The sequence below is a fragment of the Crossiella sp. NPDC003009 genome, assembly GCF_053591555.1.
In genome coordinates, this window is the sequence record NZ_JBSFUA010000035.1 from 24,294 (window position 1) to 45,326 (window position 21,033).

Sequence of the window (21,033 nt, forward strand, 5' to 3'; positions counted from 1 at the left end):
GTAGCGGAATGGGATGTCACTAGCGGAACGATATGTCATTCCAGTGGCGGCGACAATAGACTGCGACCATGACGTCCAGTGCCACCTCGCCCAGCCGGGCCGAGCGGAAGAAGCAGGAGCTGCGCCGCGAGATCATCGACGCGGCCTTCGACTGCTTCGCCGAACGCGGGTACCACGCGACCGCGATCGCCGACATCGCCACTCGCCTCGGCATCGGGCACGGCACCTTCTACCGCTACTTCCAGAACAAGCGGGACATCGTCGACCACGTCATCGACGACCTGATCGACCGGGTCAAAACCGCGCTCACCGAGGAGAACGCACCCGACGCGGTGTCCACTTTGGACGGTTACCGGGCGCAGACCGCGCGGATCGGCGAGTCACTGGCCCGGATCTTCCAGCAGGACTCCCGGGTGCCGCGCCTGCTGCTGTTCGAGGCCGCGGGCATCGACAAGGCCATGGCCGACCGGGTGCTGGACTTCTTCGACCTGGCCACCGCGCTGACCGCCGGCTACCTCACCCACGGCGTCGAGCTGGGCTACCTGCGCGCCGACCTGGACGTGGACAACACCGCCAGCGCGATCACCGGCATGATCCTGGCCTCCGCACTGTCCTCGCTGCGCAAGCCGGAGGGCGAGCACCAGCGCAAGCTCAGCGAGGCGGTGCGGCGGCTGATGTACGACGGCATCGCGGCTCAGCCGGCCGAGCGCTGAGCCGAAGTCCGCAGCAGGTCCGCCGCCGCGGAAGGCCAGTCCGGGAAGTCGAACTCGAAGCCCGCGTCCAGCAGCCTGCCCGGCACCACCCGGCGGCTCTTGAGCAGCAGCTCGGTGTCGGAGCGGATGACGAAGGCCCCGAGCTCGGCCATCCACCTGGTCGCGGGCAGTCCGACTGGGATCCGCTGGGCGGCGCGCAACTCGCGGATGAACTCCCGCTGCGGCAGCGGATGCGGCGCGGCGAGGTTGACCGGGCCGCTCAGCTCCGGCCGGACCAGCAGGAACCGCACCGCGCGCACCAGGTCCCGCCCGTGGATCCAGGACAGCCACTGCGCGCCGCCGGCGACCGGGCCGCCCAGGCCGAGCCGGGTCATCCGGCGCAGCGCGTGGAAGGCGCCGCCGCGGCCGGGGCTCATCACGATGGCGGTGCGCAGGGCGAGCTTGCGGGTGTGCGGGGTGTCCGCCTCCCGCTGGGCGGCCTCCCAGCGCTTGGCGATCTCCACGCTGTAGGCCCAGTAGCCGGGCACGCCGGGTTCGGCGCCGCCGATCTCGCCGGTGGCCTCGTCGTTGGCGCGGTCGAAGCGGTGCGCGTAGATGGTGGCGGTGCTCATCTGCAGCCAGACCGGGGGCGGGCTGGCGGCCTGCGCGATGGCCGCGCCGACGGCCTTGGTGGAGTCGATCCGGGAGTCCATCATCTCGCGCAGGTTGGCCGCGGTGTAGCGGCAGCTCACGCTGCGCCCGGCCAGGTTGACCACCGCGTCGCAGCCGTCGATCTCCCGCGTCCACGGGCCTGGTGTGCGGCCGTCCCAGCGCACCTGGCGGATGCCGGGAGCGGCCACCGGCCGCCTGCTCAGCACCACCACCTCGTGCCCGAGCGCGGCCAGGTCGCGACCGAGGAACTCGCCGATGTGACCGGCTCCGCCGGGGATCACGATGCGCATGCCGCAACGGTAACGCAGCTTTTGAGCAGTCGCTCAATATTCCCTTCGGCTGTGACCGGTGACTCGTTTCCGCCAGCCGCTTAATCAGGGGATTGCCACCGCGAAACCGGTTACCCTAATTGAGTGAAGCTGGGGGGCCGAACACGCTTGCCTCCCCCAGCCGCAGTCCTGATCGCCACTGGCTCAGACCCGCCGGGAGCCCCACCGATGTCAAGCAGTACCGCCATTTCCGAACCGCGCCAGGAGCAAGCTCCGGTGCGCACCGGGCTCCTGATCGGAGTGCTGGTCGCCTCGGCCTTTGTCATGATCCTCAATGAGACGATCATGAGCGTCGCGCTGCGGGACCTCACCGTCGACCTCAAGGTGCCGACCACCACCGTGCAGTGGCTGACCAGCGGCTTCCTGCTCACCATGGCCGTGGTCATCCCGACCACCGGCTTCCTGCTCGAACGCTTCACCCCGCGCCAGGTGTTCCTGGTGTCGCTCTCGCTGTTCAGCCTCGGCACGCTGCTCTCCGGTGTCGCGCCCGGCTTCGAGGTGCTGCTGGCCGGCCGGATCGTGCAGGCCATGGGCACCGCGGTGATGATCCCGCTGCTGATGACCACGGTGATGCGCCTGGTGCCGCTGGAGCGGCGCGGCGCGACCATGGGCACCATCAGCATCGTGATCGCGGTGGCCCCGGCCATCGGGCCGACCATCGGCGGCGCCGTGCTCAACTGGCTGGGCTGGCGCTGGATGTTCCTGATCGTGCTGCCGCTGGCCATCGCCGCGCTGGTGACCGGCGCGCTGCTGCTGAAGGTGGAGAGCGAGACCCGGCTGGTGCCGCTGGACGTGCTCTCGGTGTTCCTGTCCGCGATCGGCTTCGGTGGCGTGCTGTACGGGCTGTCCTCCTCCGGCGAGTCCGCCGGCGGGCACGCGCCGGTGCCGCCGTGGCTGTCGGTGGTCATCGGCGTGATCTCGCTGCTGATCTTCGGCTGGCGGCAGCTGCGCCTTCAGCGGGAGGACCGGGCGCTGCTGGACCTGCGGCCGTTCACCCACCACCGCTACGTCATCGGGCTGGTGCTCTCCGCGCTGCTGTTCATCTGCCTGATCGGCGTCGGCGCGATCATGTTGCCGCTGTACCTGCAGACCGTGCTGAAGACCACGACCTTCGTCAGCGGCCTCGCGGTGCTGCCCGGTGGCCTGGTCCTCGGCCTGCTCGGCCGTCCGGTGGGCAAGCTGTTCGACAAGGTCGGCGCCCGCCCGCTGGTCATCCCCGGCGCGGCGGCCATGGCGGTGGCCATCTGGCTGTTCTCCGCGCTCGGCCCCGGCTCGCCGCTGATCGCGGTGATCGGCATCCACGTGCTGCTGATGATCGGCCTCGGCCTGATGATGACCCCGCTGATGACCGAGAGCCTGTCCTCGCTGCCCGAGCAGCTGTACTCGCACGGCAGCGCCATCCTGGCCACGCTGCAGCAGGTCGCGGGCGCGCTCGGCACCGCGGTGTTCATCACCGTGTCCACCCTGGGCAGCGCGCCCGGCGCGACCAGCCCGGACGTGGACGGCCTGCACCTGGCGTTCATGGTGGCAGGCGGCATCGGCGTGGCGGCCTTCGTCGGCGCGCTGTTCGTCCGCTCCTCCGGCAAGAGCGCGGCGGCCACGCCCGTCCACTGACCGCTTGACGACAGCGCTTGACGACAAACAGAACGGCGGTGGCCACCCGGCCACCGCCGTTCTTGTGTGTCTGGCCCGGTCTTAGCGCACAGCCGCCGGACGACAGTCCGCGGACCACCGGTTGATGTCGTACTCCGGCGTGGCCACGTCGATGGGTTCCTCCCGGCTGAGGTCGCAGCCGGGCGAGGTCAGCCGGTAGCGCCCGGCCGGACCGGCCACGCGCGCCTTCCCTGCGGCGTCGGTCCTCGCGGTGAACTCGTGCCCGTTGTGCACGTCGGTCAGCCGCAGCTCCCGGTCCGCCAGCCCCTCACCCGGGTCCGGCGAGCCGTTGCCGTTGGCGTCCTGGAACAGCTCGCCGGTGCCACTGCCGTCCAGCCCGGTCACCTTGGCCTGCGGGTCGTCGCTGGGCTCGCCGTCGTTGTACCCCTCGCCCTGGCTGAAGTCACAGGCCTGGTGCACGAAACCGCGCCCGGCGCTCTTCGGCCGCACGGTCCCACGTGCCCGGTACTCCCTAGTCTGGCCCGGCTGCACGGTGGTCCCCGCGCCGTAGGCGAGCTCGCCCCACGCCTGGTCCGAGATGTCCAGGGCGAGCCCGTTGTCGCCGCGGTCGCAGGCGATGGTGACGCCGGTCAGCGGCCGCGCGCTGATGTTGGTCAGGGTCACGGTCACCTCGCCCTCGCTCCCGGCCGGGTAGCTCGCCTTGTCCAGGGTGAGCTTGGCGCGCAACGACTCCGACAGCGGGCGTAGCGCCCGGACCGGCACCACCGTGTCGGGCGCCGAACCGTCCAGGCGGAGCGTGGTCGAGAAGTTGCTGACCCAGCCGTCCGGCAGGCTCGCCGTCGACAGGCCGTGCGTGCCCACGGGCACCCCGGGGAAGGTGTAGCGGCCCTCGGCGTCGGTGACCGCGGTGCGCTCCTCCAGCTCGTCGTGCACGCGCAGGGCCATCTTGGCTCCAGCCAGCCCCTCCCCCGGCGTCGGCGAGCCGCTCAGGTCGGCGTCGCCGTAGACCTGTCCGCTGACCGACACCTTGGTCTCCGCCGGGACCACCCGCACCAGCGCGGGTCCCTGGTCATCGGCGGGGTTCACATCGCGCGGCGAGAGCGGGCCCAGCGCGAAGTGGGCGTCGCCGTTGAACTGGCCGAGCCTGCCCCGCAGCGTGTACTCCCTGGTCTGACCCGGCAGGTAGCTCGCGCCCAGCCCGGTGGGGCCAAGATCTCCCCAGTCGGCCATGTCCTGGATGTGGAACCCGGTGCCGGAGATCGAGCGTTCGTGCTTGCGCAGGTAGTAGGCGCCCTGGTCACCGACGTTGGTCACGGTGAGCTTGACGGTGAGCGGGTCCCCGGCCAGGTAGGTCCCGCTCGGCACGGTGACCGTGCTGCGGATGTCCGGCCCGGACGCCGCGCTCGCCGTGCCCACGACCAACCCGTTGGCCAGCAACGACAACACGACCGCGCCGGTCAGGATCCGGGCGGATGAGAATGCCATGCGATGCCCCCTCGTTCGCTTCTGCCACTCACACCCTGGCGATGTGCCCAAGGTTGCCAAAAGTGACCCACGTCACTCCCCCGGCTCCGGGTAGACCATCACCAGCACGGCCCGGTCCGCGCCGGTGCGCCCTTGGTAGAGGTGCGGACGAGCGGCGTCGAAGCGCACCGAGTCGCCCGCTTCCAACTCGACCGGCGCATCGGCCGGACCAGTGGTCAGGCCACCGCTGGTGAGCACCAGGCACTCCTGGACCCCAGCCGCGTGCGCGCGGGAGTCCTGCCTGGTCTGGGCGACCTCGATGTCGTAGATCTCCACTGTGCCGCGCGCCCGCAACCGGTGCAGCAGCCGGGCGCTGACCGCCTCGCCCAGCACCTCCGGCCGGTCGTCCGCGGCGCGCACCACCTCCACCGCGACGGCGGGCCGGTCCAGCAGGTCGCCGAGCGGCACGCGCAGCGCGGTGGCCAGCGCCCACAGCGTGCTCAGGGTCGGATTGCCCTGCCCCTGCTCGATGCCGTGCAGCGTGGTCTTGCTGATGTCGGCGGCCGCCGCCAGGTCCGCCAGCGAGATACCGGCGACCGAGCGCAGCCGCTGCACGTTCCCACCGACGACTTGCGTCAACTCCATGCGTACCAGCATAGTGGTATCCACGTACCAGCACAACGAACGGGGACGCGATGACAGTGAGCAGGCTCCGGGAGATCCCCGGCATCGGAGTGGACCGGCTGGCCGACGCGGCGGACGCCACCGCCGACCCGGACCTGCTGCGCCTGGAAAACCTGGACACCGACCTCCGCCCACCCGCCATCGCCTTGGCGCACACCAGGTCGGCGATCGAGGAGGACGCCGCCAACAGCTACCTCCCGTTCCAGGGCAGGCACTCCTTACGCGCGGCCGCGGCGGCACACGTCGGCCGGATCGCCGGGCGCGAGTACGACCCGGACACCGACTGCGTGAGCGTGGTCGGCGGCCTCAACGGCATCCTCAACACCCTGCTGGCCACGGTGGAACCGGGCCAGGAGGTGGTGCTGTGCGACCCGGTCTACGCGGGCCTGGTCAACCGCGTCCGGCTGGCGGGCGGCCGCCCCCGCTTCGTCCGCACCGAGCCCACCCCGGCCGGCTGGCAGGTCGACCCGGACGCGCTGGCCGCCGCGGTCGGCCCGGACACCGCCGCCGTGCTGATGATGGCCCCGGCCATGCCCAGCGGCCTGGTCCTGGACCACCGGCACTGGGCGGCGCTGGCCGGGGCCTGCACGCGGCACAACGCCTGGTTGATCTACGACGCGGCCATGGAGCGCATCCGCTTCGACGGCCTGCCACCGAGCCACCCGGCCGCGCACGAGGGCCTGGCGGAGCGGGTGATCACCGTGGGCTCGGCCTCCAAGGAGCTGCGGATGACCGGCTGGCGGGTCGGCTGGGTGGTCGGCCCCGCGCCGATCGTGGCCGACATCCGCCTGGTGGGCCTGACCAACGTGGTCACCCAGGTCGGCCTGGCCCAGGAGGCGGCCGCGGCCGCGCTGAGCGCCCCCGACGCCGAGTCCGACGTGGCCGCGGCGACGGCCGAGTGGCAACGGCGCTGCGAGACCGTGCTCGCCCAGCTCGACGGCTACCCGGTGATCCGCCCGCACGGCGGCTGGTCGCTGTTACTGGACACCCGCCCCCTCGGCCTCCCCCCGAAGGAGCTCTCCGCCCGCCTGTTCGAGCACGGCCGCATAGCGGCCACCCCGATGAACTGGTGGGGTCCCAGCGGCGAGCACTACTTACGCCTGGTCTTCGCCAACGAGCCCGTGGCCCGGCTCAGCGATCTGGGTGAGCGGTTCCGGCGGTCGACCTAGCGCAGCGCGCCCGCGGTGGCTCCGGCTTGGATCTGCCGCTGGAACACCACATACGCGATCAGCACCGGCAGCATCGCGATGGTCAGGCCGGCGAACAGGCCGCTCCAGTCGCCGCGGTAGCCCTGGCTGGTGGACAGTGCGGCCAGGCCCTGCGCCAGCACGTAGTCGTCCGGGTCCGGGTTGAGCACCAGGGGCAGCAGGTACTGGTTCCACAGGCCGAGGAAGTTGAAGATGGCCACCGAGATCAGGCCCGGCTTGGCCATCGGCAGCATCACCCGGAAGAACACCCCGCCGTGGGAGCAGCCGTCCAGGAAGGCGGCCTCGGCGATCGCGGTGGGCAGGCCGCGGAAGAAGGCGTGCAGGAAGAAGATGGTGAACGGGGTGGCGAAGGCGGTGTAGACCAGGACCAGGCCTAGCTGGGTGCCCAGCAGGCCGAGCTGCTGCACGGTGAAGAACAGCGGCACCAGCGCCAGGAAGGTGGGGAAGAACATCGAGGCGACGAACAGGTAGTAGACGAACCTGTTGCCGGGGAAGGGATAGCGGGCCAGGGCGTAGGCGGCGAGCGAGCCGAGGAGCATGGTCAGGGCGAGTGCGCCGCCGACCACGACCGCGGAGTTGAGGAAGTAGCGGCCGATGTCGGCCTCGGTCCAGGCGCGGCCGAAGTTCGTCCACTGTGGACTTTGCGGCAGCGACCACGGGCTGGACAGGATCTCGCGGTCGGTCTTGAGCGCGCTGAGCACGGCCCACAGCAACGGGAACGCGGTGACCAGCGCCCAGGACAGCAGCGCCAGGTGCAGCGGGATCCGCCTCATGCCACCTCCACCCGTTCCCGGCGGCCCGCGCGCAGCGCCAGCACCGCGAAGACCAGCGTGCCGAAGAACAGCGCCACGCCCATCGCGGCCGCGTAGCCGAACTTGCCGTAGCTGAAGGCGGTGCGGTACAGCGACAGCCCGATCACCTCGGTCGCGCCGTCGGGCCCGCCCGGTCCCACGGTCATGATCTGCACCAGCGCGAACCCGTCCAGCGCGGCCATGCCCAGGTAGACGAAGGCCACCTGCACGTTCTCCCGCAGCAGCGGCAGGGTGATCCGCCAGAACGAGGTCCACCGGCCGGCCCCGTCGAGCAACGCGGCCTCGTAGTACTCGCGCGGGATGCTGTCGATGGCCGCGCTGAACAGCACCAGGTAGAAGCCGACGCCGGACCAGATCAGCACCGCCAGCACCGCGAACAGCGCCAGTCCCGGCTCGGCCAGCCAACTGCGCGCCAGCCCGTCCAGGCCGACCGCGCGCAGCGCGCCGTTGATCAGGCCGCTGTTCGGGTTGTAGGCGAAACCCCACAGCACGGCCACGATCGAGACCGACAGCAGCTGCGGGAAGAAGAACACGATCGAGTAGAACCGGGCCCCGCGCACCCCGGAGCGCCCGCTACGGCCACCGAAGCGGAGCATGGTTGCCAGGAATAGTCCGATCGCGACAGTGGCCACCGGCATTGTCAGCAGCAGCACCAGGTTGTTGCGCACCCCGGCCAGGAACAGCGAGTCCTCGGCCAGCTGGGCGAAGTTGGCCAGACCGACGAACCGCGCGGTGCCGCCGACCCCGTTCCAGTCGGTCAGCGACAGGTAGAAGGCCTGCGCGTACGGGGACAGCACGAACACAACGTGCAGCACCAGCGCCGGCAGCAAGGCGCAGGCGACGAAGCCCAAGCCTCGCCTACCGGACCGGGTGCTGGCCATCAGCGGGTGTACTTCTTGACGCTGCCGTCCTTGGCCAGCGCGTCGGCTGCCTGCTGCACCCGCTCGGTGAAGGCCACCGGGCTGAGCCTGCCGGTGATCAGCTCACCCACCGCGTCGTCGACCGCCTTGCGCAGCACCGGATACCAGCCGCGGTGCCGGAAGCTGACCAGTTCGGTGCCCGCGGCCTTCACCGCCGCGCTCACCGAGCCGAGGCCGCTGGAGAGAGTGAGCCCGTCGGTGGCGCCCGCGACCGAGGGCAGGGTGCCCGCGGTGCGCGCGAACTCCCGGCAGGCGTTGCGGGAGAACAACATCCGCAGGAACTCCAGGCCACCGGCCACGTTCTTCGCCTTGGCCGGGACCAGGTAGGACTCGGTGCTGGAGGCCTCCACCGCGGCCGGTTTCAGCTTGTCCGACGTGGTGCGCGCGGGCACCACGCCCATGGTCATCTGGAAGCCCTGCGGGGTGACCGCCTGCTGTTCGCTCTCCAGCCAGGACCCGGACGGGATGAACGCCGCCTTGCCCTGGCACCAGGCGGCCTGCGCCTCGGTGTGCGACAACGCTTCCGAGCCGGGCATCAGGTAGCCCCGCCCGGCCAGCTCGGCGAAGGCCTCGGCCGCGCCGCGCACCGCCTCCTGCCGCCAGGCCCCCGGTTCCAGGTTGTCCAGCGCCTTCACCAGGTCCATGCCCCCAGTCTTGGCCGCCATGGTGAGCAGCGGGTCGGTGACGTAGTCGGGGTACTTGCCCTGGTAGGTCCACGGCGCGATACCGGTCTTCTTGATCTCCGCGCAGAGTGCGAGCATCGCGTCCCAGGTGGCCGGGTAGGTCCAGCCGTGCTTGTCGAACAGGGACTTGGAGTACCACAGGCCCCACACGGTGAAGGCGTAGTTGAGGTGCACGCAGGTCCCGTCCCGGCTGCCGTCCTCCACCACCCCTGGCAGCAGGGTGGCCCGCACGGTGGTGTTCGGATCATCCCAGGACGGGGCGTCGAGCAGTTCGGCCAGGTTGGTCAGCTGCCCGGCGGCGGCCAGCGCGGAGATGTCCAGCGCGCCCGCGCCGGTGTTGTCCACCACGTCCGGCGGGGTGTTGGCCACGAACCGGGGCCGCAGCGCGTCGCCGACCTGCTGGATGCCCTTGTGGTCGATCGCCGCGCCCGGATACCGCTGCCGGTAGACCTGCCCGGCCGCCTTGACGTAGTCATCGCCGTAGCCGCCCTTGAAAACCACCACTTCCAGTGGCGCGTCCGCCCGCACCCCGAACGGGTTCCGCGGACTCCGCTCCCCGCGCGCGGCCGGCGCATCCCCGGTGCCGCCGCCGGTCACGCAGGCGCCAAGCAGGGGCGCGGACACCCCGAGCGCGGCGGTGGCGCGCAGCAGGGTCCGACGGGAGATGTTGCTCGTTGTCATGTCGGGCACCCTTCTGGTGGAGGGATTTCCGGCTCTGATCGTGACCCAGCCCGCGCGCGGTGTCGATGGCCCAACCGGTCAGGATTCAAGAAGCGCGGCCACCCGCCCGCTACCTATGGTGACCAGCATGAACACCAAGTTGCAGGTCAGCGCCATCATGCTCGGGGTACAGGACGTGGAACGCGCCAAGCGCTTCTACGTCGAGGGCCTCGGCTGCGCACTCGAGAAGGACTACCCCGGCTTCGCCACCTGCCTGCTCGGCGACGGCAGCGCCAAGCTCGCGCTCTACGAATGGGACGCCGTCGCCAAGGACGCCGGGGTCCCGGCGGAGGGCTCCGGGTTCCGCGGGTCCTCCTTGCACTTCATCACCGACTCCAGGGAGGTGGTGGACGAGGTCATCCAGGCCGCGGTGGCCGCCGGTGGCACCGTGGTCAACGAGCCGACCGCGGCCGAGTGGGGCGGGTACTCGGGGTACTTCAGCGATCCGGACGGGCACCTGTGGAAGGTCGCGACCGCGTCCTGAGCGCCGGTGGATCCAAGGCTGCCGGGGCTGTCGCCGATCGGCCCCGGCCTGCACAATGGACCCATGTCGAACACTCGAAAGGGCCATGGCGCGTAGATCGCCGGCCCAGGTCCGGGCGGACGCGCCACTCCGCCGCCCCGGCCAAGCGACCACACCCCTGCCGTCAGGCCTGTCTGCGCGTGGCCGGGTGCAGCTCGCCCGGCTCGAACGCACCCGGCTCTGGCCGGAGGCCGCCGTCGATGCGCTGCTCGGCAAGCGCACCTTCGTCCACGACCCCATGCACCGGCTGTGGGATCCCCAGTACGGCTGCGGATGGATGGCGTGCTGTCCCGATCCGGTCGAACTGAACCACGTCCTGAACCTCATCCTCGCGGTCCTGTCGCCACGGGACGCCAGGCTCATCCGCAAACGCCTGGCGGCGCTCGACGAGCTGTGGTGATCGGCCGGGACTGTCCTGCTTGGACAGTCCCGGCCGCTCGTGATCACACCGATCCTAACTGTTCGACCACGCCAGCCGACCGTCGAACCGGTCGGCATTTTGGCGACCCGTGGGTATGCTCCGGCAACATCAAGACGACGTCCGCGGACTTTGTTTCCTAAGTCCTGTCGGCATTCGAGTAAGAAAGTCGGTCAATGCTGCAGATTCATCGGGACTCGCGTTCGGTCGAAGATCTGCCCTACGAGCTGGTGGAGCGGAAGGGTGTCGGTCACCCGGACACCATGTGCGACGCGATGGCCGAGCGCATGTCGCGCTACTACTCCCAGCACTGCCTGAAGGAGTTCGGCGGGGTCGCGCACCACTGGTTCGACAAGGTGACCCTCTACGGCGGCGGCGCGGACATCGACTACGGCCGTGGCGAGATCACCGCGCCGTACCGGGTGATGGTCTTCGGCAAGGGCGCCTACCGGGTGGGCAGCACCGAGATTCCGGTGCAGGACATCATGTTCCGGGCCGCCTCCGATGTGCTGTCGCAGGTCACCACCGGCTTCGACCCGGCAAAGCACCTGGTGGTCGAGCTGGGCATCGTGGACCACCACGGTTCCGGCCGTGGGGTTTCCCGGTACCAGCCGCAGTCCATCGAGGACCTGGTGAAGGTCCGCTCCGGCGGGCTGGTCTCCAACGACACCAACCTGCTGCACGGTTTCGCGCCGCTGTCCCGGCTGGAGAACCTGGTGCAGGGCCTGGAGCACCTGATCAACGGGTCCGACTTCAAGCAGCGGCACCCCGACAGCGGCTGGGACGTCAAGGTTTTCGGCAGCCGCCGCGGCGACAAGTTCAGCCTGGTCGTGAACATGCCGTTCCTGGCCGCGCACATCGAGTCGATGGACCAGTACTGGGCGCGCAAGGCGGTCATCCAGCAGGAGCTCAACGAGTTCATCCAGGGGCTCGGCATCGCCGACTACGAGCTGCTGATGAACGCCACCGACCGCAACGGCCGCCCCTACCTCACCGCGCTCGGCTCGGTGGCCGACACCGGTGACGTCGGCGTGGTCGGCCGGGGCAACCGGGTCAACGGGCTGATCACGCCGATGCGCCCGATGAGCATCGAGGCGCCCGCAGGCAAGAACCCGCTGGACCACACCGGCAAGATCTACAACGTGATGGCCATGCGGCTGGCCCAGCAGGTGCACGAGAAGTGCGGCGGGGCGACCCAGGTGCACATCTTCACCTCCAAGGAAGCGCCGCTGGAAAGCCCCGACGAGGTCGTGGTGACCGCGCCGGACCCGGACGAGGCCGTGGTGGCCGCGCTGGTCGAGGAAGCCATTGCCAACACCGGTGAGCTGACCGTCGAGCTGATCGAGAAGGGCATCACCCTGTGGTGAGTCCTGCCCAGGTGCGGCCGCTGCTCGCCGAAGTGCTGCGCACGGGCCGCCGCCAGGACACCGGACCGCTCGGCGGGCCGGTGCCGGGCGGCGGCACGCACTTCGTGACCATGGTCAAACCTGAGGTGCTGCACGGCGACCGCGCCGCCGAGGTGCTGGGCGAGGTCGTCCGGGTGCTCGGTGACGGCAAGGTGGACATCCTGCGCTGTGCGGTGACCACGGCCAGGGAGTTCGGCGAGCGGGGCTACCTGCTCCAGCACTACCCCCGCCTGCACCGGGTCGCCGCTGACGGGGCCTCAGCGCTGAGCTCCGGTGCCAGCCGGGAGTTGGCCGCACTGCTGGACTCTTCGGCGGCCACCGGCGCGCTGGGGGCCTTCGAGGCGATGACCCTGGACCCCGAGCTGGACCCGGCGGCGCTGGAGGCCCGGTGCCGCCAGGCCGGGATCCACAAGCTGGGCTCGGGCTCCTACGCCTCGGTGGTCCAGCTGCACGGGCGCGCTGTGGTGGTGCTCAACGGGTTCCTGCCGGTGCTCGCCGCGGGATATCGCGGCAGCACCGGGCTGGTCGGCCTGCTGGAATGCCACAGCGAGCGCGAGATCGAGGACCTGCGGGACAACCTGCTCGGCGAGCTGCACCCCGGCAAGGCCGATCCGGCCTCGCTGCGCGGCGCGGTGCACGCGCTGGTCGGCGGGCCGGGCGGGATCGCGCTGTCCGAGGGCCGCAACGCGGTGCACCTCTCCGCCGGTCACCTGGAAGGCATGTTCCAGAGCTGGCGCTACTTCAGCGCCGCGGACGGGCAGGGCCTGGACGCCACCGTGCTGGGCCGCTCGCTCGCTGAACTCGGCCTGCCGATGGACGCGGTGGCGGCGCTGGCCGGGGACCACAACGTGGCCGAGCAGTCCGGGGAGACGGTGTCCCCGCACGGGGCCACCGAGGGCCTCAGCCGTGAGCAGACCCTGGAGTCGGTCCGGCGCTGGACCGCGCGCTAGCCACGGCTGATCAGGTCCAGGTTCGCCGGGAACCGCGCCCAGAAGCGGGAAACCCAGCCGAGGTACCACGGGATGAACTCGGCGTCACGCTGCGCGAGCAGCGTCACGTGGTGGTACCTCGGCAGGAACCAGATCGCGCCGAGCCTGGCCAGGTCGGCCGGGTCGGCCTGCGGAACCGCCGGATTGGCGCGGAGCAGCGCCAGGAACTGGTGCACCGCCTGCGGATCCAGCTCGAAGTCGCCCCGGCCCTTGCGGCAGGACAGCCACAGCGCCTTGCCGATGTCGGCCGGCCGGTGGGAGAACCCGGTCTCGTCCCAGTCGATCACGGTCAGCGGCCGGGACTCGTGCCAGATGAGGTTCCGGCCGTGCAGGTCACCGTGGTACAGCGCGGGTTCGCCGGTCCCGGTCAGCCGGAGCGCGCCGGCCAACAGGTCACCGAGGTGCTCGTCCATGGCGCTCAACAGGGTGTCCCACTCGCCGGTCAGCATCTCCTTGGCATCACGGTGTTCCCGCTCGCCCTCGGTCAGCCAGGGCGTCGCGTAGTCCCAGACCAGTTCGGCCGGGACCGCCGCGGTGCCGGCGGCCAGTTCACCAAGCACACCGGCCAGCGCGTCCAGGTGCCGGGCCGCGTCCTCGGAGGCCGCTCCGGGCACGAACGGCCGGATCACAACCAGCCGATCCGGTGCGGCGTACCCGATGTCCAGCACCGGCGGGTACCAGTCGGTGCCGCGCAGCGCCTCGTCCACCCGCCGGATCCGCTGGCGGTCGGTCTCGGCCGAGGTGGCCGCGCAGTGCGCCTTCACCGACAGCAGCCGGTCGCCGTCGGCGAGCCGGTAGGAGCGGTTGACGCCCCTGCCCTCCAGCTCCTCGGCCGCACCGGCCTCGATGAGCCGCACCGCGCGCTCGATCACGGGCCGGACTCCCCCACGACCAGTTCGGCGCTGGTCCACCGCTCCACCGCCGCCACCAGGTCGGCCACCGGTTGCGCGCTGTCCAGGCGCAGCACCGGGCAGGTCAGTCCGGCCAGCCACTTCTCGTCGCTGGCCAGGCTGCGGCTGGCGGTGTCGTCGTCGTATCCCCTTGCCCAGTCGAGGAAGTCGTGGTGCGCCGCCTCGTTGCGGCCGCCCGGCTTGATGCTGTCGCCGTAGCGCAGCACCTCCCGCTCCAGCAACCGCGCCATCCGGGCCTGCTGGTCAATGGTGAGGAACACCACGCCCTCCAGCCGGGCCGGGATCACCTCGCCCCAGCCCTTCACCGAACCGGAGAGCACCCAGGAGTCCCTCGGCAGGAACACCGCCCGCATCAGCGCGATCCGGTCCTCCATCGGCCGCTTGTGCAGATAGGGCGGGGAGGTCGGCAGCCAGAGGTAGTCATCGGCCTCGGCGTGCGGCACCGAGTGCAGACAGGCCAGTGCCCGGCCCAGGGTGGTGGTGCCCGCCCCGCTCGCCCCCGTGATCAGCAGCCGATGCCAGCGCATGTGCCGTCCCTCGTCCCGTCCTGGTTCGCTATACAGCCTCATCCGGCCCGTGCTAAGGATAGATCACCAGGCCGGAAGGGCCGAGGCCGTCGCGCTTTCCGTTCGCGGACAACCAGATCGTTGGGGGCAACACTATGTGCCGGATCTACGGCTACTTCGGACATGGGTTCCACCCCACCGCACTCGACGGCGCGCGGGACGCCCAGCTCTCCGGCGGACCGGACGTCCAGCAGCACACCAGCGGCGCGGACTGGGGCATCGGCTGCAACCGTCTGTCCATTCAGGACCCCAGCACCGGCAGGCAGCCCTTCCACAACGCCGAGGGCACGGTGCACGCGGTGTTCAACGGCGAGATCTACAACTTCCGGGCCATCCGGGCCGAGCTGGCCGCGCACGGCGTGCACGTGGACGGCGACTCCGACGGCTCGGTCCTGGTGCCCTACTACGAGCTGCACGGGGACCGCTTCGCAGAGCGGCTGGAGGGCATGTTCGCCATCGCCGTGGTGGACCTGCGCCGCGGCCGCGAGCTCAAGCTGTGGTGTGACCACCTCGCGGTGAAGAGCCTGTACTACGCGCTCACCCAGGACGGCATCGCCTTCTCCTCCGAGCTCCGCGGCCTGACCGCGCTGGTGGAGAAGCCCCTCGACGTGGACCCGCTCGCGGTCGACGACTACCTCAACTGGCAGTGCCAGCCCAACGGATCTTCCTGGTACACCGGGGTTTCCGCGCTGCACCCCGGCGAGGCGCTGGTCTACGACGGCCACTCCGCGCGCACCCGGCGGTGGTGGCAGGAGACCGAGCCGGTCACCGACGAGGGCAACGACCCCGAGCGCCTGGCCGCGTTGCTGGCTCGCGAGGTGGCGCAGATGTCCTTGCAGTCCGCGCCGATCGCGGTGCAGGTCTCCGGCGGCCTGGACTCCAGCGTGCTGGCCACCCTGCTCAAGCAGCGCCGCGGCGACGTGACCGGCTTCCACGTCACGCACGAGGGCACGCACGACTCCGACGAGCTGGCCTACGCCAGCGACGCGGCCGCCTTCGCCGGGATTCCCCTTGAGGTGGTGGAGATCCGCGAGGCCGAGCTGCCGGAGCTGATCCCGGCCACGGTGGCCGCCCTCGGCGCGCCCAACGCCACCCCGCACGCGCTGAGCGCCTACGCGCTGTTCCGGGAGATCTCCGCCAGCGGCTTCCGGGTCTGCTTCGTCGGCGACGGCGCGGACGAGCAGTTCGGCGGCTACCGGCGTTACAGCACCGCGCTGGCCGCCGATGAGGACAGCTGGGCCGCCCGCTACCTGGACCGGCTTTCCCTTGTGCCGGAAGCGGAGTACCGGCGGCTCTACACCCCGGAGTACCGCGAGCTGCTCGATTCCGGCCGCAGCAGCAGGCAGCGTGCGCTGGAGCTGCTCACCCGCCCCGCGCCGTCCCGGCTGGAGCAGCTGCTCAGCTTCGACCGGCTGCACAAGCTGCCCAGCCTCAACCTGCGCAAGCTGGACCACCTGTCCATGGCGCACGCGGTCGAGGGCCGGGTGCCCTACTGCCAGCCGGAGGTCACCCGGTTCGCCCGGCGCACCCAGGACGCGTGGAAGGTCAACGGGTCCAGCCGCAAGAAGATCCTCTGGGACGCCGGCGCCCGGTCCATCCCGGCCTCGGTCGCGGCCAGGGAGAAGCAGCCGTTCACCTTCCCGGTCAGCGCCTTCATGGCCCCCGGCGGCACGCTGTGGGACTTCGCCCGCGAGGTGCTCGCCCGGCCCCGGCTGTGCACCTCGGGCTTCCTCAGCGAGGCCGCCGTGCGCCAGGTCATCACCGAGCACGGCGCGGGCCAGGACCACTCGCGGCTGCTGTGGGGCCTGATGGTGCTGGAGATCTCCCTGCCCTGACACGACAAACGGGCCGGGCAGTGGCGAAAACCGCCACTGCCCGGCCCGTTTTGCTGTGCTGGACTTACTTTCGGCCCAGCTCCGGGATGTTGAGGTCGCCCTCCAGCTCACGCAGCCGGTGCACGTCGAACATCCGGCGCACCATCGGCGCCTGCCAGCGGTGCACCACGGTCTTGCCGTCGTCCACCTCGTCCAGGTAGGCCAGGTCGTTGGGGCGCAACGGGTCCAGCAGCTCAGTCGGCACCCGGCCGGGGAAGATCTCCGCGCAGTGGTGCAGCGCGAAGTAGGCCTCCTTGGTGAAGCCGAGCTGCTCGGCCCGCGCGGCCAGGCCGCTGAAGTCGTGGTCCCCGGCCAGCAGGGCCAGGATGTCGACCAGCTTGTAGAGCACCAGGTCCTTGAGCGCGAGCACCTCGTTGCGGTGCGCGGCCTCCCTGGCGAAGTGCAGGCAGCTGAAGATCAGCATGTCGGTCGGGGAGATCACGCTGAGCCCGTTGAGCTCGATCCGGTTGTCCAGCAACGCCGATACCGCGGCGTCGCTGCGGTTGCCGGTCATCAGGTCGATGGAGAAGTGCACGTCCAGCCGGTGGCACTCCAGCACCGAGGCTTCCGGGGTCGGCTTCATGTAGGAGTAGGTCTGGTGCGAGTGCATGGCCATGAACATGACCTGCCGCCGCGCCGCCGGGCGCACCGAGTTGGTCTCGTAGTCCCAGCTGCCCTGCACGTACCCGGCCTCCTGCAACGCGGCGGTGGCCGCGGGCAGCTGTTCCCGGTCCACCAGCAGGTCGTTGTCGTGGAAGGCGCGCATGCCCGGCGAGGGGTAGGCCATCGCGGCCACCGCGGCGCCCTTGAGCACCGCGCTGCGCACCCCGGCCGCGCTCAGCGCCGCCTGCACTTCGGCGGTACGCGAGCGCTGCTCCTCGGCCATCAGCTCCTGCCCGGCCGCGGTGACCTTGAGCGACTTGATGAAGTAGGAGGAGCGCAGGGTCTGCCGGTGCGCGATGACGAAGCGCAGGATGTTGTGCCAGGCCACGCCGATGACGCGGTGCACGGTCAGCATGCCCAGCACCTGGTTCCAGTCCAGCGGGGTGTTGAGCAGCTTGAGCATCGCGTCGGCCTCGTCGGGCCGCGGATCCGGCAGGGACAGCAGGAGGACGAGCTCCGTCTCCTGGGACACCGGTTCGGTCACGGTCTTACCACCCTTCGGGACGGAAGTCGTGCAGGAATGCGGCGAGGTCGCCGTCGAGCTTGCGGTCGGCGGCCGCGCTGGCCGCCTCGTCGGCGTGCTGGGTGGCGATGCCGAGCGCGCAGGCCGCCAGCATCGAGGCGTCGGTGGCGGTGTCGCCGATGGCCATGGTGGCGCTGAGGTCCGGCTCGTTGAACCGCCGCCGCAGGTGCCTGCGCAGCGCGGTGGCCTTGGAGGTGCCGCGCGGGCGCACCACGTGCGCGCCGAACGGGCCGATGGTGACCGCCTCGCAGTCCAGCCCCGCCACCAGTTCCGGCACCGGGACGCGGCTGCGGAAGATGGTCACCGCGGTGAACCACGGGATGTCCGCGGTGCCCTTGCCGGTGACCTCGATCTGCCGCCTGGGCACCCGGTAGGCCATCGCGAACTGCGCCGCGGCCCGCGCGCTGCTGGCGTAGAACTCGCCGGAGCACTCCGCCACCAGGTCGGTGGCGGAGTCCTCGGCCAGCGTGCGCAGCACCTCGTTCGGGCAGCTCAGCGAGAAGGACAACTCGTTGACGCCCAAGGCGATCCGCACGTTGCCCTCGCTGAGCAGCACCTCGTCGTCGACCTCGGCGAACAGGTCGTCCAGGTGCCGCAGGTTGCGGAAGGAGCGGGCCGCCCTGCCGGTGATCACCAGCGGCAGCACCCCGTGCTTGCGCAACGCCCGCAGTCCGGCCACCACACCCTCGTAGGGCTCGTCGGCCTCGTCGATCAGCGTGCCGTCCAGGTCCAGCGCGGCGTACCGGATCCTCACGTCGCCGCGACGGTGGTCGGGACCCGGCCGGCCCCGCGCACCGCCTCCAGCCAGTCCCGCAGCTCGGGCACGCCCGGGATGTTGAAGTGCCCGTGCAGGTAGTCCGGCGTGCCGACCACGTACGGGTACTCATCCGGCACGCCGACCCGCCGGAACGGGACCCCACGGCCGCTTTCCGCGATCGCCTCGGCCACCGCGGTGCCCAGGCCACCGATCACCGAGTGGTCCTCCAGCGTGATGATCGGCAGTCCCTCGGCCACCAGCTCGGCCACCGCCGCGGCGTCGAAGGGCTTGATGCTGGGCATGCTCACCAGCCGCACCCGCAGCCCCGACTCGGCGAACTTGTCCACCCAGTCCCTGGCCACCGGCAGCATGTTCCCGGTGGCGATCAGCGCCGCGTCCCCGCCGTCGGTGACGGTGATCGCCTTGCCCAGCTGGATCCTGGTGCCGGGGGCGTGGATCTCCGGCAGGGCGTGGTTCTCCAGCGCGAAGCGCACGTACACCGGGCCGTCCACCTCGTGCGCCTGGGCCAGCAGCTGCCGGGTCTCGGCCAGGTCGCCAGGGCAGAGCACGGTCATGTTCGGCAGGGCCCGCATGATGGCCAGGTCCTCGATCGCCAGGTGCGCGATGCCGGAGGCGCTGCGGGACAGGCCGGAGCTGGTGCCGATCAGCCGCAGCCGGGTCTTGGCGAACGCGGCGTCCACCCGCACCTGGTCGAAGGGCCGGTAGAGCAGGAAGGTGCTGCAGTTCCACAGGTAGACCTGCTTGCCTGCCGAGGCCAGCCCGGCGGCCACCGAGATCGCGTTCTGCTCGGCGATGCCCACGTTGAGGAACCGCTGCGGGTAGGTCTCGATGAACGGCTCGGTGCCGTTGAGCTTGCCGTCGGCCACGATCAGGTAGGTGTCCCCGAACTCGCGGCCCTTCTCCAGCAACAGGTCTCCGACCGCCTGGCCGACCGTGGTGGTCATCGCAGGCCTCGCAGACTCACGACCAGCTCGCTGAAGGTCAGCCGCCGGTAGTGCCAGTCGGGCTCGTGTTCCATCATGGCAACCCCCTTGCCTTTCACGGTGGTGGCCAGGACGACCTTCGGCCGGTCCTGCGGCGCGCGCAGCGCCTCCTCCAGCTCCTCGACCGAGTGCCCGTCCACCCGGTGCACCTGCCAGCCGAAGGCGGCGAACTGCTCGTCGAGCTTGCTCTCGATCACCTCGCTGGTGACGAAGGAGCCCTGCAACCGGTTGTCGTCCACGATGACCACCAGGTTGTCCAGCTTCAGGGTGGGCGCCAGCATGGCCGCCTCCCAGATCTGGCCCTCCTGGCACTCGCCGTCGCCGACCAGCACGTAGGTGCGGTAGTCCCGGTTGTCGTGCTTGGCCGCCAGCGCCAGCCCGATCCCGATGGAGATGCCGCGGCCCAGCGGGCCGGAGTCGGCTTCCAGGCCGGGCAGGCCGTAGCGGGCCAGGATGGCAGGCACCTCGCCGCCGTCGACGTTGAACTCGTCCAGGCGCTTGCGGTCGAAGAGCCCAGCCGCGGCCATGGCCAGGTAGATCGCGGCCGCGCAATGGCCCTTGCTCGGGATGAAGCGGTCCCGGTCCGGCCAGTCCGGGCGCTCCGGATCCAGCTTCAGCACCCGCATGAACAGGGTGTGGATGATCTCGATCGCGGACAGGTTGGACGGGATGTGCCCGGTCTCGGCGTGCGCGGTCATCCGGATCGCCTCGCGCCGGAGCTGCTGTGGCGTGGTCATCACCCGTTGCCTCCCGCTCTGGCCTCATGGCCCTTGATGCCCTGGCTGGCCCGGCGGCGGCGCATCGTCTCGGCGAGGGAGAGCGGGTGCGCGTCGTCCCAGGCGATGGTGTTGGCCATCATCTCCCGCACCACCGGCGTCATCCGGTCCAGGTAGCCCTCCTGGCGCATGAACCGCCAGGAGGTGTGCCCGCCGGTGGGCTCGTCGGCCGCCTGCAGGTTGACGTGCAGGGTGCGGCGCTCGACCCCGGCCGAACCGGAGCCCCGGTGCAGGGCGTGGTGGTTCATGAACAGCACATCGCCTGCCTTGGCCCGCACCACCTTCTCGCCGGGCAGCGGGCCGGTGCCCTTGCTCTCGGCCTGGGCGCGTTCTTCCTCGGTCAGCGGCCGCTTGTGCGAGCCGGGGACCACCCGGAAGCAGTCGTCGTCGGTGAGGCAGACGTTGAACTGGACGTGGGTGCTGCGGCCGTCCGGTGAGTACCGGTCGGTCTCCATGTTGTCCTTGTGCCAGTTCAGCTCATAGTCCACTGTGGACGGTTCCCACAGCGCGTGCGCGGTCCAGAAGCGCAGTCTCTCACCCAGCACCGCGTGCACAAAGCCCATCACGCCGGGGTGCTCGAACACCTCGGCGAAGACCGGGTCGTACAGGCTCGGCTCGAAGATGTGACTGACCCCCCAGGTGTCGGTCTCCTGCTCGGTGCGCAGGGTGTACCTGGTGTCGTAGTCCCCGGGTTTGGCGCGCACCGCGGCCGCGGCGCGGTCCACCGCGGCCCGCCAGGTGGCGCGGGTGGACTCCTCGATCACTCCTGGGACTAGGACGAATCCTTCGTCCACGAATCCGTGAACGTACTGGTTCATCTTGCCT

The 21,033-nt window shown here is 70.7% G+C and carries 21 protein-coding genes; 8 read left to right on the plus strand and 13 right to left on the minus strand.

What is annotated here, in order from left to right; all coding sequences use genetic code 11:
• The first annotated feature begins 68 nt into the window (after window positions 1-68).
• On the plus strand, window positions 69-713 hold the full coding sequence (locus tag ACWDY5_RS29230) for a TetR/AcrR family transcriptional regulator (RefSeq protein ID WP_449725360.1): 645 nt from the start codon (window positions 69-71) through the stop codon (window positions 711-713).
• On the opposite strand, the gene ACWDY5_RS29235 is transcribed toward ACWDY5_RS29230, so the two are convergent.
• The gene (locus tag ACWDY5_RS29235; RefSeq protein ID WP_449725361.1) at window positions 695-1,654 is read right to left on the minus strand and encodes a TIGR01777 family oxidoreductase; all 960 of its coding nucleotides are present in this window, start codon (window positions 1,652-1,654) and stop codon (window positions 695-697) included. The two genes, ACWDY5_RS29230 and ACWDY5_RS29235, sit on opposite strands and share 19 nt — an antisense overlap.
• Window positions 1,655-1,861: 207 nt before the next feature.
• Here ACWDY5_RS29235 and ACWDY5_RS29240 point away from each other — a divergent pair, with 207 nt between their 5' ends.
• The gene (locus ACWDY5_RS29240) at window positions 1,862-3,307 is read left to right on the plus strand and encodes an MDR family MFS transporter (protein WP_449725362.1); all 1,446 of its coding nucleotides are present in this window, start codon (window positions 1,862-1,864) and stop codon (window positions 3,305-3,307) included.
• Between the two features lie 81 nt (window positions 3,308-3,388).
• On the opposite strand, the gene ACWDY5_RS29245 is transcribed toward ACWDY5_RS29240, so the two are convergent.
• Together ACWDY5_RS29245 and ACWDY5_RS29250 are read right to left on the minus strand one after the other, a co-directional pair.
• Window positions 3,389-4,792 (minus strand): hypothetical protein, encoded by a 1,404-nt coding sequence (locus ACWDY5_RS29245; protein WP_449725363.1) that lies wholly within the window; start codon window positions 4,790-4,792, stop codon window positions 3,389-3,391.
• 72 nt (window positions 4,793-4,864) lie between these two features.
• A complete protein-coding gene (locus tag ACWDY5_RS29250; protein WP_449725364.1) occupies window positions 4,865-5,416 on the minus strand; it encodes a helix-turn-helix domain-containing protein in 552 nt (183 codons plus the stop codon).
• A gap of 50 nt (window positions 5,417-5,466) precedes the next feature.
• Between ACWDY5_RS29250 and ACWDY5_RS29255 the strand changes: the two genes are divergently transcribed.
• Window positions 5,467-6,624, plus strand: coding sequence for a pyridoxal phosphate-dependent aminotransferase (locus ACWDY5_RS29255; protein WP_449725365.1), 1,158 nt, complete (start codon window positions 5,467-5,469; stop codon window positions 6,622-6,624).
• Here ACWDY5_RS29255 and ACWDY5_RS29260 read toward each other — a convergent pair.
• Genes ACWDY5_RS29260 through ngcE form a run of 3 tightly spaced genes read right to left on the minus strand, consistent with a single transcriptional unit; the run spans window position 6,621 to window position 9,759 of the window.
• Window positions 6,621-7,436, minus strand: a complete 816-nt coding sequence (locus ACWDY5_RS29260) for a carbohydrate ABC transporter permease (protein WP_449725366.1) — start codon at window positions 7,434-7,436, stop codon at window positions 6,621-6,623. The two genes, ACWDY5_RS29255 and ACWDY5_RS29260, sit on opposite strands and share 4 nt — an antisense overlap.
• Window positions 7,433-8,356 carry a carbohydrate ABC transporter permease gene (locus ACWDY5_RS29265; protein WP_449725367.1) on the minus strand — a complete coding sequence of 308 codons (924 nt, stop codon included), beginning with the start codon at window positions 8,354-8,356 and terminating at the stop codon, window positions 7,433-7,435. The genes ACWDY5_RS29260 and ACWDY5_RS29265 overlap by 4 nt, the downstream gene beginning before the upstream one ends.
• Window positions 8,356-9,759, minus strand: coding sequence for an N-acetylglucosamine/diacetylchitobiose ABC transporter substrate-binding protein (ngcE, locus tag ACWDY5_RS29270; protein ID WP_449725368.1), 1,404 nt, complete (start codon window positions 9,757-9,759; stop codon window positions 8,356-8,358). The genes ACWDY5_RS29265 and ngcE overlap by 1 nt, the downstream gene beginning before the upstream one ends.
• Before the next feature lie 127 nt (window positions 9,760-9,886).
• On the opposite strand from ngcE, the gene ACWDY5_RS29275 reads away from it, so the two are divergent.
• From ACWDY5_RS29275 to ACWDY5_RS29290, 4 genes are all read left to right on the plus strand, one after another.
• Window positions 9,887-10,282: a VOC family protein gene (locus tag ACWDY5_RS29275; RefSeq protein WP_449725369.1), complete on the plus strand. Its 396-nt coding sequence runs from the start codon at window positions 9,887-9,889 to the stop codon at window positions 10,280-10,282.
• Between the two features lie 187 nt (window positions 10,283-10,469).
• A complete protein-coding gene (locus tag ACWDY5_RS29280; RefSeq protein ID WP_449725370.1) occupies window positions 10,470-10,721 on the plus strand; it encodes a hypothetical protein in 252 nt (83 codons plus the stop codon).
• A gap of 194 nt (window positions 10,722-10,915) precedes the next feature.
• A complete protein-coding gene (locus tag ACWDY5_RS29285; RefSeq protein ID WP_449725371.1) occupies window positions 10,916-12,106 on the plus strand; it encodes a methionine adenosyltransferase in 1,191 nt (396 codons plus the stop codon).
• Complete coding sequence (locus ACWDY5_RS29290; protein ID WP_449725372.1) at window positions 12,103-13,095, plus strand: hypothetical protein; 993 nt, start codon at window positions 12,103-12,105, stop codon at window positions 13,093-13,095. The genes ACWDY5_RS29285 and ACWDY5_RS29290 overlap by 4 nt, the downstream gene beginning before the upstream one ends.
• Here ACWDY5_RS29290 and ACWDY5_RS29295 read toward each other — a convergent pair.
• Together ACWDY5_RS29295 and ACWDY5_RS29300 are read right to left on the minus strand one after the other, a co-directional pair.
• Window positions 13,092-14,006, minus strand: coding sequence for a phosphotransferase (locus ACWDY5_RS29295; protein WP_449725373.1), 915 nt, complete (start codon window positions 14,004-14,006; stop codon window positions 13,092-13,094). The genes ACWDY5_RS29290 and ACWDY5_RS29295 overlap by 4 nt on opposite strands.
• The gene (locus ACWDY5_RS29300; protein WP_449725374.1) at window positions 14,003-14,572 is read right to left on the minus strand and encodes a hypothetical protein; all 570 of its coding nucleotides are present in this window, start codon (window positions 14,570-14,572) and stop codon (window positions 14,003-14,005) included. The genes ACWDY5_RS29295 and ACWDY5_RS29300 overlap by 4 nt, the downstream gene beginning before the upstream one ends.
• A gap of 134 nt (window positions 14,573-14,706) precedes the next feature.
• Here ACWDY5_RS29300 and asnB point away from each other — a divergent pair, with 134 nt between their 5' ends.
• A complete protein-coding gene (gene asnB / locus ACWDY5_RS29305) occupies window positions 14,707-16,446 on the plus strand; it encodes an asparagine synthase (glutamine-hydrolyzing) (RefSeq protein ID WP_449725375.1) in 1,740 nt (579 codons plus the stop codon).
• 64 nt (window positions 16,447-16,510) lie between these two features.
• On the opposite strand, the gene ACWDY5_RS29310 is transcribed toward asnB, so the two are convergent.
• From ACWDY5_RS29310 to ACWDY5_RS29330, 5 genes are read right to left on the minus strand one after another with little or no spacing between them, the layout of a single operon-like run.
• A complete protein-coding gene (locus ACWDY5_RS29310) occupies window positions 16,511-17,632 on the minus strand; it encodes a nucleotidyltransferase family protein (RefSeq protein ID WP_449725376.1) in 1,122 nt (373 codons plus the stop codon).
• 4 nt (window positions 17,633-17,636) lie between these two features.
• Window positions 17,637-18,425, minus strand: coding sequence for an HAD family hydrolase (locus tag ACWDY5_RS29315; RefSeq protein WP_449725377.1), 789 nt, complete (start codon window positions 18,423-18,425; stop codon window positions 17,637-17,639).
• Window positions 18,422-19,393 carry a transketolase family protein gene (locus ACWDY5_RS29320; RefSeq protein WP_449725378.1) on the minus strand — a complete coding sequence of 324 codons (972 nt, stop codon included), beginning with the start codon at window positions 19,391-19,393 and terminating at the stop codon, window positions 18,422-18,424. The genes ACWDY5_RS29315 and ACWDY5_RS29320 overlap by 4 nt, the downstream gene beginning before the upstream one ends.
• A complete protein-coding gene (locus tag ACWDY5_RS29325; protein ID WP_449725379.1) occupies window positions 19,390-20,169 on the minus strand; it encodes a transketolase in 780 nt (259 codons plus the stop codon). The genes ACWDY5_RS29320 and ACWDY5_RS29325 overlap by 4 nt, the downstream gene beginning before the upstream one ends.
• A complete protein-coding gene (locus ACWDY5_RS29330; RefSeq protein WP_449725380.1) occupies window positions 20,169-21,026 on the minus strand; it encodes a phytanoyl-CoA dioxygenase family protein in 858 nt (285 codons plus the stop codon). Before ACWDY5_RS29330 ends, ACWDY5_RS29325 begins: the two co-directional genes overlap by 1 nt.
• Window positions 21,027-21,033: the final 7 nt, after the last annotated feature.